13 protein-coding genes and 1 tRNA gene are annotated in these 13,714 nt (G+C 74.1%); 10 read left to right on the forward strand and 4 right to left on the reverse strand.

The genetic code is table 11. The features are described 5' to 3' along the window. Nucleotides 1-95: 95 nt before the first annotated feature. From Ae505Ps2_RS05045 to Ae505Ps2_RS05070, 6 genes are all read left to right on the forward strand, one after another. Nucleotides 96-362, forward strand: coding sequence for a helix-turn-helix domain-containing protein (locus tag Ae505Ps2_RS05045; RefSeq protein ID WP_075309717.1), 267 nt, complete (start codon nt 96-98; stop codon nt 360-362). Next, complete coding sequence (locus Ae505Ps2_RS05050; RefSeq protein WP_075553446.1) at nt 362-826, forward strand: hypothetical protein; 465 nt, start codon at nt 362-364, stop codon at nt 824-826. The genes Ae505Ps2_RS05045 and Ae505Ps2_RS05050 overlap by 1 nt, the downstream gene beginning before the upstream one ends. A gap of 86 nt (nt 827-912) precedes the next feature. After that, a complete protein-coding gene (locus Ae505Ps2_RS05055) occupies nt 913-1,251 on the forward strand; it encodes a hypothetical protein (protein WP_075553447.1) in 339 nt (112 codons plus the stop codon). Nucleotides 1,252-1,347: 96 nt separating this feature from the next. After that, nucleotides 1,348-2,658 carry an AAA family ATPase gene (locus tag Ae505Ps2_RS05060; protein WP_170917013.1) on the forward strand — a complete coding sequence of 437 codons (1,311 nt, stop codon included), beginning with the start codon at nt 1,348-1,350 and terminating at the stop codon, nt 2,656-2,658. An 805-nt stretch (nt 2,659-3,463) separates the two neighbouring features. Further along, nucleotides 3,464-3,706 carry a helix-turn-helix domain-containing protein gene (locus Ae505Ps2_RS05065; RefSeq protein WP_075309713.1) on the forward strand — a complete coding sequence of 81 codons (243 nt, stop codon included), beginning with the start codon at nt 3,464-3,466 and terminating at the stop codon, nt 3,704-3,706. Between the two features lie 12 nt (nt 3,707-3,718). After that, nucleotides 3,719-5,092 carry a site-specific integrase gene (locus Ae505Ps2_RS05070; protein WP_075309712.1) on the forward strand — a complete coding sequence of 458 codons (1,374 nt, stop codon included), beginning with the start codon at nt 3,719-3,721 and terminating at the stop codon, nt 5,090-5,092. 22 nt (nt 5,093-5,114) lie between these two features. Here the strand turns inward: Ae505Ps2_RS05070 and Ae505Ps2_RS05075 are convergent. Further along, nucleotides 5,115-5,186 (reverse strand) — tRNA-Thr (locus tag Ae505Ps2_RS05075). A gap of 137 nt (nt 5,187-5,323) precedes the next feature. On the opposite strand from Ae505Ps2_RS05075, the gene Ae505Ps2_RS05080 reads away from it, so the two are divergent. Genes Ae505Ps2_RS05080 through otsB form a run of 3 tightly spaced genes read left to right on the forward strand, consistent with a single transcriptional unit; the run spans nt 5,324 to nt 9,010 of the window. Beyond that, entirely contained in the window at nt 5,324-6,796 is a 1,473-nt protein-coding gene (locus tag Ae505Ps2_RS05080; protein WP_075309711.1) for a threonine/serine exporter family protein, read from the forward strand. Nucleotides 6,797-6,830: 34 nt separating this feature from the next. Beyond that, nucleotides 6,831-8,249 carry a trehalose-6-phosphate synthase gene (locus Ae505Ps2_RS05085; protein WP_043281470.1) on the forward strand — a complete coding sequence of 473 codons (1,419 nt, stop codon included), beginning with the start codon at nt 6,831-6,833 and terminating at the stop codon, nt 8,247-8,249. Then, nucleotides 8,246-9,010 (forward strand): trehalose-phosphatase, encoded by a 765-nt coding sequence (otsB, locus tag Ae505Ps2_RS05090; RefSeq protein WP_075309710.1) that lies wholly within the window; start codon nt 8,246-8,248, stop codon nt 9,008-9,010. The genes Ae505Ps2_RS05085 and otsB overlap by 4 nt, the downstream gene beginning before the upstream one ends. A gap of 10 nt (nt 9,011-9,020) precedes the next feature. Here the strand turns inward: otsB and Ae505Ps2_RS05095 are convergent, their stop codons facing one another. The 3 genes from Ae505Ps2_RS05095 to Ae505Ps2_RS05105 form a co-directional block, all read right to left on the reverse strand. Continuing rightward, nucleotides 9,021-10,103 (reverse strand): transglycosylase domain-containing protein, encoded by a 1,083-nt coding sequence (locus Ae505Ps2_RS05095; RefSeq protein ID WP_084786203.1) that lies wholly within the window; start codon nt 10,101-10,103, stop codon nt 9,021-9,023. 452 nt (nt 10,104-10,555) lie between these two features. Then, nucleotides 10,556-11,398 carry an MOSC N-terminal beta barrel domain-containing protein gene (locus Ae505Ps2_RS05100; RefSeq protein ID WP_075309709.1) on the reverse strand — a complete coding sequence of 281 codons (843 nt, stop codon included), beginning with the start codon at nt 11,396-11,398 and terminating at the stop codon, nt 10,556-10,558. Continuing rightward, the gene (locus Ae505Ps2_RS05105) at nt 11,392-12,495 is read right to left on the reverse strand and encodes a LacI family DNA-binding transcriptional regulator (RefSeq protein WP_020625965.1); all 1,104 of its coding nucleotides are present in this window, start codon (nt 12,493-12,495) and stop codon (nt 11,392-11,394) included. Before Ae505Ps2_RS05105 ends, Ae505Ps2_RS05100 begins: the two co-directional genes overlap by 7 nt. Nucleotides 12,496-12,658: 163 nt before the next feature. On the opposite strand from Ae505Ps2_RS05105, the gene Ae505Ps2_RS05110 reads away from it, so the two are divergent. Beyond that, complete coding sequence (locus tag Ae505Ps2_RS05110) at nt 12,659-13,714, forward strand: zinc ABC transporter substrate-binding protein (protein WP_170917014.1); 1,056 nt, start codon at nt 12,659-12,661, stop codon at nt 13,712-13,714.

Genomic DNA, 13,714 nt, shown 5'->3' on the forward strand with positions numbered 1-13,714 from the left:
CCTGGTTCGTCGCTCACGCGGGGCCAGAGACGACGAAACCCCGCCCGGTGCTGGAACACCGGACGGGGCGGACACCGCAACCCTCGGAGGAAGCAATGCAGGTTGACCGTACCCGGGCCTACCGGGTCCGCGCCGTCGCGGAGATGCTCGACATCTCCCTCTCGACGGTCTACCGCGCCATCGAGTCCGGCGAGCTGGACGTCCTGCGCTTTGGCAGCACGGTCCGGATCCCCGGCGCCGCGCTGGCCGTCTGGCTCGACCAGCGCGGCCAGGCCGGCTACACCGCCTACGTCACCGGCACCATCCGACCGGCCGCCGACGACGCCGCCGCTACCGACGCCGTGGTCGGGGGTGAGCGGTGATGAGCGCGTTGACCACCGGAACGCTGACCGACGGGCAGTCGATGGAGACGCTGGCGGTGCACCGGGACGGCAACCGATCGCCGATCGTCACCACGCTGACGATGACGGTGCCGCTCTCGCACGACGACATCGAGGCGGTGCTGTGGCCGCTGCTGTCGTCCGGGACCGCGATCGATGAGCTCAACGACCCGGACACGACCCTGTTCTATCTGCTCGCCGCGATCCTGGCCGACGGCACGACCAGGCTCGAGGACGTCCGACGCGAACTCGACGCGCTGCGCCCGGGTACCGCGACCCACGCGCTCTACCGCGCACTGCGGGCACGAGTGCAGCTGCTGTGCGGGGCCCGCCCGATCCCGGCCCCCGCACCGCCGGCGCCCAGGCCCAGGCCCGCCCCCGGTGCCGAGCCCGGGGCGGTCCCGCCGTCCGCATGGGCCTCCGACCGGCTGCAGGGGGTCCGGTGATGGCCGCGATCGCAGAAGCCCCGGTCACGGTGGCCGTAGACCCGCGCGGCCGAATCACGTTCTCCCCGGCCGGCGGCCGACCGGGCGTGGTGCTCTCCGAGGCCGAGATCGCGGTCGCGATCGGGCTGTCCGGGGCGACGTGGAGCTCGCGTTCGACCCGACCCGCGCCCGAGCACCTGGCCCGCCAGGTGATGGCGGTCCTGCTGCGCCACAGCAGCCTGGAGGTCCAGCGGCTGACTGAGGCCGACCGCGCCACCAACCTCGCCGAGCTGCCCGGCGAGACCGGCGCCACCACCGGCCAACTTCGCGCCCAACGCACCCTCTGGGGCTCCGACCGGCGGGCCCAGCAGTGCACCGACGCCGCGTTCCTCCTCGTCAACGCCGGCCGAGGCCGGCGGCTGCGTGCCGAGCTCACCGCGGCCTGACCCACCTGTCGAGCACCCCCCCCTGAACCCGGGGGGTTGCTCGACAGGTGGGACCCGATCCCGTCTCGATCTCCCTCGACCGGAGGCCCGGTACACGTGAGCCACCCACCCGCGCGACTGCGCGCCCTGCCACCCCCCGACAGCCGCTCCGATCCTTCCGGTGAGCTGCGAGAATCGACCCCATCGGCACCGGCCCCGGATCCGGTCGGGCGACGGCTGATCCTGACCCCCGCGACGTCGATCGTGCTGCGGCCCACCCATTGGTTGTGGGCCGATCGGATCCCGGCCGGATCGATCGTCCTCGGGCCCGGCCGCGAGGGGATCGGGAAGTCCCTGTTCTGCGCGTGGCTCACCGCCCGCGTCACCACCGGCACCCTCACCGGCCTGCACGACGGCCACCCGCGCGGCGTCGTCTACGCCGCGACCGAGGACTCCTGGGAGCGCACCATCGCCGGCCGGCTGATCGCCGCCGGCGCCGACATGACCCGCGTGTTCCGGGTCGACGTCACCCACCCCACCCCGGACGGCGAGCTGACGATGCCACTGACCCTGCCGCGCGACTGCGACCAGCTCGCCGCCGCGATGGCCGAGCGCGACGTCGCGCTCCTCGTCCTGGACCCACTCATCTCCGCGATCGACTCACGGATCAACGTCAACCAGGAGGAACTCCGCACCGCGCTGGAACCCCTCGCGAAGCTGGCGGACCTGACGAACGCCGCGGTGTTCGGGCTGGCGCACTTCAACAAGGCCGGCGGCGCCGACGTCCTGTCTCGGGTCACCGGATCCCGCGCGTTCGCCGCCGTCGCCCGCGCGGCGGTCGCCTTCGCCCGCGACCCCGGAGCCGACGACGGCTCCTGCGTGATCTCCCAGGTCAAGAACAACCTTGGGCCGCTCGATCTGCCCTCACTTCGCTATCGCGTCGAGCCGATCGAGCTGGACACGGTCGAGGGCCCGGCCGTCTGGGGACGGCTGGTCATGCTCGGCGAAACCGACCGCCACGTCGAGACCATCCTGCGCGAGGCCGAGACCGGCACCGGCAGCGCAGGTGACGGCGCACCGGGCGGGATCAGCGCCCGCGACGAGGCCGCCGCGTGGCTCGTCGACTACCTGACGGCCGCCACCGAGCCGATCCCCTCGGCGCAGGTCAAGAAGGCGGCACGGGCCGCCGGACTCGCCGAGCGCTCCGTCGAGCGAGCCGCACGCGACCTCGTCCAGGCCCGGTCCGCCGGATTCCCCCGGATCACCACCTGGTCCCTGCTCGACACCGCCCGCCCCGGGCCCGGCTCGGCGTCCAGGGGCGCCAGTGACGCCACCGGGCACCAGCCTGGCGGGACTGGCGCCACTGGCGGGACTGGCGCCACTGCGGCCCGCACCCCCCACTCCGATGACTCGAAGGACACCCGCTGATGCGACCGATCACCGACCCGACCGCGCTGGCCGACCAGCTCGCCGCCGCGACGACGGACGCGGACCGCCACCTCGACGGCCTGGCCGTCGTCTACGGCGGGACCATCCACCCGCACCACCGCGCCGGCGTGGCTTCACGGCCATCTCAGCGCCCTCCGAGACGCCCTGCACGTCGGCACCGCGCGCGGCTGCCCGCACCTCGGCACCGGGCCCGCAGTCGCCTACGCCACCGTCTGGGAGCCCGCCACGCTGGCCTGCCCCACCTGCGCACCCACCCTGCTCCGGGCCGGCCGCGTCGAAGGCCTCACCTGCGACCGATGCCGGCGCACTGTCGAGACCATCCACCCCGGCATGATCCGAACCGGATCGATCCTGCTCGCCTACGGCACCTGCCCCCACTGTTTCAGCCTCGACGAACCCGGCACGCGCGAACCGGCTGATGTGACCCACCCGAGGCCGTCCCGGCGCCGGCCACGCACCACCTCCCGGTGCAGCCGGAGGCGGCGAACCCGCCGCTGACCCCCCGGCTCCAGCCGTCGAAGACGCACACTCTGCGTGGCCGGCGAAGCGAGGGAGCCAGTCAGGGACCGGCCGGGGACCGAGGGAGTTCTCCCTCACCGGGTCCCTGATCGGGCCCCTCGGCCTGACCTGCGCCAGGGAGTCCAGGGAGACCAGGGACCCCCACCCGCTCGACAGCCCCCGAACCGGACAGATCACCGCATCCGCGCACCTCAGCCCGGGTCCCTCCCCGCCCCTGACCCCGACCGACCGACTACGCACCGTTGACTAACCGAGGAAGGTTCAGATGACCGCATCCGTCACCACATACGGCCCGGATCCGACCGAGCCGCGCGTCATGCTCACGGTGGAAGCCGCCGCGGAACTGCTCTCGATCAGCCGGACCCGCATGTACGGACTCATCCGGAACAACGAGATCGACAGCGTCCTCCTCGGTCGAGCGAGGCGTATTCCGGCCGATGCCCTCTACGAGTTCACCGCCCGGTTGCGGGCAGCGGCCCGGGCCACGCACCGACCCATCGAGAACTGAGGGGAGAGGAACATGGTGCGCAAGGAGCGGAAGGTCCGTGAACCCGGCACCCGGGCGGCGAACGGTGAATCGTCGATCTACCTCGGCGGGGACGGGAAGTGGCACGGCCGGGTGACGGTCGGCACGAAGGACGACGGGTCCCCGGACCGGCGCCACGTCGAGCGCGCGACCGAGAACGAGGTCATCAGGCGCGTCAACGAGATCGAGCGCGAGCGCGACGCCGGGACGATCTCGAAGGCCGGCCGCGTTCCGACGGTCGCCGAATGGCTGTCGGAATGGGTCGAGGAGATCTCCAAGCCGACGGTGCGCTACAAGTCGTACCGGGCGTACGAATCGGCGGTGCGGGTGCACCTGATCCCGGGCCTCGGGAAGCATCGCATCAACAAGATCCAGCCCGAGCACTTCGAGCGCCTCTACGCCAAGATGATCGCGGCCGGAGCGAAGCCGGGGACCGCCCACCAGGTTCACCGAACCGCACGGACCGCGTTCGGTGAAGCGCTGCGGCGCGGGCGGATCAGCCGCAACCCGGTGGCGCTCGCGAAGGCTCCCCGGCTGGACGAGGACGAGATCGAGCCGTTCGAGACCGAGGAGATACGGCGCCTGATCACGACCGCGCTGAAGCGCCGTAACGGGGTTCGGTACGTGATCGCGCTGGCGCTCGGCACCCGGCAGGCGGAGACCACGGGACTGCGCTGGAACCGGTACGACCCGAGCACGCGCACGGTACGGATCGTCCGGCAGATCCAGCGGCACACCTGGAAACACGGCTGCTCGGACCCGCACGTATGCGGAGAGCGCCTGCACAAGCGCAGGCCGTGCCCGGAGAGCTGCACGCGGCACACGAGGTCCTGCCCGGCACCGTGCCTGCCGAGCTGCACGAGCCACGCCCGAAGCTGCCCTCAGCGCCACGGCGGCGGGATGGTGGAAGTGGACGTGAAGTCCCGTGCGGGCCGCCGCGGGATCGTGCTGCCCGACCAGCTCGCCGAGCTGCTGGAGGAGCACCGCGTCGTTCAGGAGACCGAGCGGGTCCGCGCGGGCACCGAGTGGCAGGACGGCGGGTGGATGTTCGCCCAGGAGAACGGGAAGCCGATCGACCCGACGATGGACCGGAACGAGTGGAGACGGCTCCTGACCGATGCTGGGGTCCGGACGGCGCGGCTACACGACGCCCGGCACACCGCCGCGACGGTGCTCCTCCTGCTCGGGGTGTCCCAGCGGGTCGCGATGGAGGTCATGGGGTGGTCGCACGGGGCGATGGCGAAGCGCTACCAGCACGTGACCGACGCCCTCCGGCAGGACGTCGCGGTCCGGCTGGACGGGTTCCTCCGGGCGGGAACTGAGACGGGAAACGAGACGGAGGCCGGTCAGGAGCCGGACGACGAGTAGTGTTCACGCAGGTCAGCGCGGGAGCCGGAGGTCGGGATCGAACCGACGACCTACCGCTTACAAGGCGGTTGCTCTACCACTGAGCTACACCGGCGAGGGACCACAGCCTAACGCCCCGGCACCGTCACGACCCTCCCGCCCGCCCCCGCCGACGCCGGGTGTGGGGCCGGGCAGGGCGCCGTCGGCCCGCCCCTAGCCTGGTGCGGACAGCACCGACGGAGGGAGGGACCCGTGGCCGAGGGAACGCCGCCGGCGGACCGGTTCGCGCGGCGGTTGCGCGGCGCGCTGCGGCGTGACGCGAGACGGCTGCTCACCCCGGGTCCGTCGACGGTGCCGATGCTCATGCTCGGCCCGCAGGTCCCCGACGACGCCCGCGTGCAGGAGGTCCTGGACCTCTGCATGCGGATCGGTGAGATCGCGCTGTCCTCCGGCGAGTCGGTCGACGAAGTCACGGCGACCATGCTGCGGCTGGCCAACCTGGCGGGTCTGCCCGCCGTCGACGTGGACATCACGTTCACCTCGATCACCATGTGCTGCCACCGGGGCAACGCCGCGCAGCCAGTGACGACGATGCGGCTGGTCCGCTACCGGACGCTCGACCTCTCCCGGCTGGCCGAGACCGAGGAGATCATCCGCGAGGTCGAGGCGGGCCGGCTCGACGTGCGGGCGGCGTCGTCGAAGGTGTCGGAGGTGGTGCGGCATCCGCACCCGTACCCGCGCTGGGTGGCGACGTTCGGCTGGGCCGCGCTGGCCGCGTCGATCGCCCTGCTGCTCGGCGGCGGCCCGCTGACCGCGACGACGGCGTTCGTCACCACCGCGATCATCGACCGGATCGGACGGGTGCTGGCGCGGCGCGGGGTCGCGGCGTTCTTCCAGCAGGTGGTCGGCGGGTTCCTCGTCACCGCCTCGACGGTGGCCCTGGTGCAGCTGGAGGTGTTCCCGCCGGGCACCCGGGCGTCCTACGTCGTCGCGGCCGGCATCACGGTGCTGCTGTCCGGGCTGAGTGTGGTCTCGACCGTGCAGGACGCGCTGACCGGCTACTACCTGACCGCGGCCGCGCGCATGGTGGAGATCTCGTTGCTGTCGGCGGGGCTGCTGACCGGCGTCGTGCTGGGGCTGCAGCTGGGGCTCGCGATGGGCACCCAGATCGAGGTGTCCGGGGACCTGCCGTCCGGTCCCGGCCAGTTCGGGCTGTCGCTGGTCTCCGGTGCGCTGGCGGCGGCGTTCTACGCGCTCGCCGGGTACGCGCCACTGCGGTCGTTGCCGATCGCGGGCGCGGTCGGCGCGTCGAGCTGGCTCGTCTACGGCCTGCTCACGCAGAACGCCGGGCTCGGACAGGTACCGGCGACCGGGGCCGCTGCGCTCGTCGTCGGCCTGGCGGCGGGCCTGCTGCGCCGGGGCACCCAGACCCCGCCGATGGTCGTCACCCTGGCCGGGGTCACACCGCTGCTGCCCGGTCTGGCCGCCTACCGCGGCTTCTACCAGCTGGCGATCGAGGGGCCGTCCGAGGGACTGGTGACGATCACGATCGCGCTGGCCGTCGGGCTGGCGCTGGCCGCGGGCGTCGCCCTGGGGCAGTTCGTGGCCAGCCCGCGCCGCCGCCCGGAGGACCGGCCCGGCGGGGCCGAGAACTCCCCCACCGGCGGCGCGGCCGTCGGCTCCCCGGTGTCGGACGGCACGGCCGACGGCGCCGATCCGAAGTAGGGTCGGCGCGAGGGTCGAGCGTCGAGGAGGGCGTGTGTCCACAGGGGAACCGGTGTCGGCGGCGGATCTGGTGGTGGTGGCCAACAGGCTCCCCGTGGACCTGGAGCGGCACCCGGACGGAAGCACCACCTGGCGACGCAGCCCGGGCGGCCTGGTCACGGCGCTGGAGCCGACCCTGCGGGCCCGGGAGGGCGCCTGGGTCGGCTGGCCCGGCGTCCCCGACGCCGAGGTCGAGCCCTTCGCCGAGGACGGTCTGTCGCTGTTCCCGGTGACGCTCACCGCGAGCGAGGTCACCGACTACTACGAGGGCTTCTCCAACGGCACGCTGTGGCCGCTCTACCACGACGTCGTCGCACCCCCGCAGTTCCACCGGCACTGGTGGCGCGCCTACACCGCGGTGAACCAGCGCTTCGCCGAGGAGGTCGCGAAGATCGCCGCGCACGGCGCGACGGTCTGGGTGCAGGACTACCAGCTCCAGCTCGTCCCGGGGAAGCTGCGCGAGCTGCGCCCGGACCTGCGGATCGGCTTCTTCCTGCACATCCCGTTCCCGCCGGTCGAGCTGTTCCGCCAGCTGCCGTGGCGGACCCGGATCATGGAGGGGCTGCTCGGCGCGGACCTGGTCGGCTTCCACACCGACGGCGGCGTCCGCAACTTCCACTGGCTCGCCCAGGAGCTCGCCGGGGCCGTCTCCGAGCGCGACCCCGAGGTGCTCCGCCACGGCGGCCGGCGCATCCGGCTCGGCGCCTTCCCGATCTCGATCGACTCGCACCGGCTCGACGAGCTGGCCCGCACCCCCGAGGTGGAGAAGCGCGCCGCGCAGATCCGCGAGGAGCTGGGCAGCCCGCGCAAGATCGTCCTGGGCGTCGACCGGCTCGACTACACCAAGGGCATCGACGTCCGGCTGCGCGCCTTCCACGAGCTCCTGGAGGAGCAGCGGGTGACCGTGGACGACGCCGTCATGATCCAGCTGGCGACGCCGTCGCGCGAGCGGGTCGAGCACTACCAGCAGATGCGCGCCGACATCGAGCAGGCCGTCGGGCGGATCAACGGCGAGTTCGCCCGCGTCGGGCACCCGGCGGTGCACTACCTGCACCGCTCGCTGCCGCGCGAGGAGCTGGCCGCGTTCTTCCTCGCCGCCGACGTCATGCTCGTGACCCCGCTGCGCGACGGCATGAACCTCGTCGCCAAGGAGTACGTCGCCTGCCGCCCGGACGACGGCGGCTGTCTCGTGCTGTCCGAGTTCGCCGGCGCCGCGATCGAGCTGACCAGTGCCCTGCTGGTGAACCCGCACGACACCGACGGGGTCAAGGAGGCGCTGTACGCGGCGCTGACCATGAACGCCGAGGAGGGCAGGAAACGGATGCGCACCCTGCGCAGACAGGTCCTCGACCACGACGTCGACCGCTGGGCGACCTCGTTCCTGGAGGCGCTCGGGATCCGGGTGGAGCAGTGAGCCTCGACGACGCGCTGACCCGCCTCGCCCGGGTGCCGCGGCTACTCGTCGCGCTCGACTTCGACGGCGTGCTGGCCCCGCTGGTGGACGACCCGTCGGCGTCCCGGCCGCTGCCGGCCGCCGCCGACGCCGTCCGCCGTCTCGCCGCGCTCGACGACACGACCGTGGTGATGCTGTCCGGGCGTGGCCGCGACGACCTCGCGGCCGTCTCCGGGTTCGGCCCGCCGGTCGGGCTGGTGGGCAGCCACGGCGCCGAGTACGACGACGAGCTCGGCGCGTTGCTCGGCCGCGGCGGCCTGCTCACCGCCGAGCAGGAGCAGCGGCGCGCGACGCTGCTCGACGGCCTGCGCGCCGTGGTCGACGGGACTCCCGGGGCGCGGCTGGAGACCAAGCCCGCGGGCGGTGCGGTGCACGTGCGCGGGATGGACCCGGCCGCCGGGACGGCCCTGCTGGAACGGGTCCGCGCCGACTGGGTCCGGGACGGGGTGGACGCCACCGCCGGCAAGGACGTGCTGGACCTGGCGGTCGTCGAGACGACGAAGGGGGCCGCGGTCGACGTGCTGCGGGCCGCGCTGGGCGTCGACGCGGTGCTGTTCGCCGGCGACGACGTGACCGACGAGACCGCGTTCCGGGTGCTGGACGACGGCGACGTCGGGCTCAAGGTCGGCGACGGCGACACCGCGGCCCGGTACCGGGTCGCGGACCCGCAGGAGGTGGCCGCGGTCCTGCAACGCCTCGCCGCGCTGCGCACCGGGGCGTGACGGGGCCTGGTCAGTCGAGGTCGGCCAGCGCGGCCGGGGGCTCGCGGCACGGGTCGTCGGCGGCGGGCAGGTCCGAGGCGTTGCCCGCGATGCCGATGCCCTCGGTCGCGGCGAGCCCGCCCATCTGGGCGTACCAGCGCGGGGCGCGCTCGCGGGCGTGCCAGTAGCCCTTCGCACTGATCCAGCCGCGCTCGCCGGGGTCGGCGACGCCGTTGCCGTTGGCGTCGCCGAGGAAGCGCATGCCGCCACCAGGGGCGCACTCGACGTGCAGCGGGGACGGCAGCAGCCCGACGAGCTGGGCGGACTCGTCGACGCTGAGCGAGCGACTGGACTTGCCGAAGTAGTACCAGGACGCGGCGCAGACGCCGTAGACGCGCGGCGCGAACTGCGCGACGTTGACGTAGATCTCCAGGATCCGCCGCTTGGACATGACGATCTCCATCGTCTCGGCCGGCGGGATCTCCAGTGCCTTGCGGAGCGGTTCGAGCGGCGGGTAACGACCGGCCCACAGGAACAGGTTCTTCGAGGTCTGCTGGGTGATCGTCGACCCGGACGGGTCGTCGGTGCCGTCCAGGTACGCCTGGACGCGCGCCCACTGCATCCCGTAGTCGACGGCGAGCGTCCGCTCCGGGAACTGCTGGTCCTCCTGCCCCATCACCACGACCAGGAAGTTGCGCGACACGTGCTCGGCGTCGGTCCACTGCGCGACGGTCGGCCCGAAGTTCCACAGCCGGAACATCGTGTACGGCGGGTTGACCAGTGTGAACAGCAGTACCAGGACCAGCGGGACGGTCTGGGCGACCAGCGCCCAGCGCAGCACCCTGCGCAGCCGGACCCGGGTCGACTGCGGTGGGGTCCCCGGTGGCCGCTGCGGTCGCAGCCGGCGCAGCCGTTCCCGCAGCGCCGCGACCTGCGGCCCGATCGGGCGGCGCGAGGGGCGGCCGACCTCCGGCCGGGGTTCCGGGACCGCCGCTCCGCGTCGCGGGGGCGGGCCGCTCCGGCGGACGCCGCGGCGGGAGGGCAGGGGTCGCTGGGCGGGGTGGAGCACCTCCGGCGCCTGCGACGCCTCGTCCCGGCGACGGTCGGCGTCCACGCGGTCGTCGGCCGGTGGGACCGGCCGTGGGGCGGCCGGGGGGAAAGCCGGGCCGCGGCGGGGCGGGACGACGCGCGGTGCGGGCGGCGCGGAACGCCCGTCGGGCGGGGCCGGCGGCACGGGCGGCGACCCGGGACCCCGGCCGGCGACACGCGGGGGTCCGCCCCGTCCCGGGCCGCGCTGGTCCGACGGGGCGGGCCGGGCGCCGCCCGGTCCCGGGGCTCGCGCGGGGTCCGGGCCGGCAGGGCGCGGCGGACCCGACGGCGGGCGCGGTGCGGCGGGCGGAGACGCCGGCGGCACGGCGGAGCGTCCGTGCGGCGGGCCGCGGCGCGGGCGTCGGGGCGGGCCGGCGTCGTTCAACCCAGCCTCCCCCTCGCCCGGTCCGGCCACCCGGACGGGCGACCCGAACCCGACGATACCGACGGGCCGGGACGATCCGTGGGCGGTCGGAGTCAGCGCGGCGGGCCGCAGGCCGGGTCGACGGCGTCGAGCACCTCGACCGGGTCACCGACGGTGATCTCCGCGCCCGGGTCGTCCGGGATCAGGTTGACCCCGAACCACACCTTGCCGTCGAACCGCCGGTGCCGGGCCAGGGTCGCCATCGGCTCGCGGCCCTTGGCCGCCGTCTCCGGGTCGACGGTGGTGAGCACGCAGCGGGCGCAGCCCTTCGCCACCCGGAACTCCGCGGCGCCGATCCGGATGCGCCGCCAGCCGTCCTCGGCCCACGCGGGTGCGCCCTCGACGACGGCGTTCGGTCGGAACCGGGTCATCGGCAGCGGCGCCTCCGCCGCGTGCCTGCCCTCGGCGACCAGTGCGTTCAGCGCGTCGAGCGAGGCGGCGGAGGTGAGCAGCAGCGGGTAGCCGTCGGCGAAGGAGACGCGGTCGTCGTCGTGGGAGAAGGCCGGGTCGGGGCGGCGCCGGGCCGGGTCGTCGAGGTGGAGCAGCCGCACCGGGGAGCCGAGCAGGTCCGAGAACCAGCCGTCGGCCTCGGGGCCGGCCGGGACGCCCGCGGTGTCCCAGCGGTGCACACGGGCCGGCAGCGGCTCGCCGTCGGGCACCGGGACGGTCAGCGGCGGCATCCCCGGCCCGGTCAGGCGGAGCCCGTCGGCGGCGGGGGTGGGTGCGACGAGCACGAGCCGGGGATGGGTGCGCGCGGTGACCACGGCGCCGTCGTCGCGGACGAGCATCCACCGCCGGTCCCCGGCGAGACCGGCCCGTTCGACGACGGCGCGCGCCACCTCGGCACCCCGGCAGGACTTCACCGGGTAGCGCCGCAGCCCGGACAGACTCACCATCCGGAGAAGAACTCCCCGGACTGACGCAGTTCCCGGGTGGTCGACCCGACGATCAGCTCGGTCGGGAGGGTGACGTACTCGGGGACGTGGCGGTCGCCGCGCTCGAGCAGCAGCCGCCCGGTCTCGAGGCCCTTCTCCCGGAACGGCTGGCGGACCGTGGTCAGGCCGAGGCGCTCGGCCTCGGGCACGCCGTCGAACCCGGCGACCGAGAGGTCCTCGGGGACCCGCACGCCGCGGTCACGGGCCTCGCGCAGCGCGCCGAGGGCGAGGATGTCGGAGGTGCACACCAGCGCGGTGATGCCGGGGTGCGACGCCAGGAGGGTGGCCGCACCGTCCGCGCCGGCGTCCAGGGAGTGCTCGAACCGCTCGATGACCGGGACGTCGGCCCAGTCGACACCGGCCTCGGTGAACGCCGCGCGCAGCCCGGCGAGGCGCTCGCGCTGCACGGCGTAGGAGCTCCCCTCCTGGCGTGCGATGTCGGCCGGGCCGTCGTGCCGGTGCGACGACAGGCGCATGCAGAGCACGCCGACGCGGCGGTGGCCGAGCTCGACGAGGTGCCGGCCGAGCGCGAGGGTGCCGGCGCGGTCGTCGACGCCGACCCGGTCCACGCCGGTGATCCCGGTGGGCTGGTCGCAGACCACCGTCGGCACCGGGCGCTGCAGGACGGCCCGGAAGTGCGGGTCGTCCTCGCTGACCGAGTAGACGACGAACCCGTCGACTCCGGCCTGGTAGACCGCGTCGACGTCGGAGTGCTCCGGGCTGACCGGGATCAGTAGCAGCCCGGTGCCCGCCTTCTCGCAGGCCAGGGCGAGCCCCTCCAGGAAGCCGGTGGCGCCCGGGTCGCGGAAGGCGTAGCTGAGCGCCTCGGTGAGCAGCAGGCCGACCGCACCGGCGCGCCGGGTGCGCAGTGAGCGGGCGACCGGGTCCGGGCCCGGGTAGCCGAGCCGGCGGGCCGCCTCCAGGACGCGCTCGCGCAGCGGCGCGGACAGCTGGTCGGGCCGGTTGTAGGCGTTCGACACGGTCGTCCGCGAGACCCCGAGCTCGGCGGCCAGCGACGCCAGCGTCGCCGGGCGCCGCGGGTGCTGGGGTCCGGTCATTCCCCGAACGGTAGCGGCGCGGTCACGCACGTGAAAGTCGGCCCCGACCGGCCGTGACGGGATCACACGGCGGGCGCGGGCCCGGCGCGCCGTGCAACGGTAGAGTGAATCTGAGAATGATTTCCAATAAATGTATGCCGATGTGTTGATGGGAGTTCCGTCCGTGTCCCGATCCCCGCTCCGCCCGGCCGCGCTCGTGGCCGGGCTGGCCGCACTCGCCCTGGGGCTGACCGCCTGCGGCTCCGGCCAGGTCGACGCCCCCACCAGCGCCGACACCCCGCAGGTGAAGATCGTCGCCTCCACCGACGCCTGGGGCGCCGTCGCCCGCGCCGTGGGCGGCAACTACGCCCAGGTCCAGTCGATCATCAGCTCCCCCGACGTCGACCCGCACGGCTACGAGCCCACCCCGCAGAACGCGGCCACCGTCGGCGAGGCCCAGCTGCTGCTCATGAACGGCGGCGGGTACGACGCCTTCATGACCGACCTCGTCTCCGCCTCCGGCAACAAGGCCCCGCTGATCGACGCCGTCGAGGTCTCCGGCATCGAGGGGGCCCAGGAGGCCGCCGCGGACGACCACGGCCACGACCACGCCGCCGAGCCGACCACCGGCGCCGACCACGACCACGCCGGTGAGGCCGGGGCCGAGCCCGCCGCGGGCGCCGAGCACGAGCACGAGCACGAGCACGGCTCGTTCAACGAGCACGTCTGGTACGACCCGGCCGCGGTCGGCCGGGTCGCCGACCAGCTCGCCGAGCAGCTCGGCCGGATCGACCCGAGCGCCGCGGAGTACTTCCGCACCAACGCCCAGACCCTCCGGGGCGGCGTCGCCCAGCTGACGTCGAAGGCCACCGAGATCGGCCGTGCGCACCCGGGGGCCCGGGTCGCCGTCACCGAGCCGGTGCCCGACTACCTGCTGCAGGCCGCCGGGATCGCGAACGCCACCCCGCAGGCGTTCTCCTCGGCCGTCGAGGAGGGCACCGACCCGCCGGCCGCCGTCGTCGCGCAGATGCTGGGGCTGTTCACCGCCCAGCCGCCGGTCGACGCGCTGATCCTGAACAGCCAGACGACCTCGCCGACCACCGACCAGGTCCGCGACGCGGCCCAGAAGGGAGGCGTCCCGGTGATCCAGATGTCGGAGACCCTGCCCGCGGGCACCACCGACTGGGTGCAGTGGATGAACGCCAACCTGGACGAGCTGTCCGCGGCGCTGAACCGCTGA

This window comes from Pseudonocardia sp. Ae505_Ps2, assembly GCF_001932425.1.
Taxonomy (GTDB): domain Bacteria; phylum Actinomycetota; class Actinomycetes; order Mycobacteriales; family Pseudonocardiaceae; genus Pseudonocardia.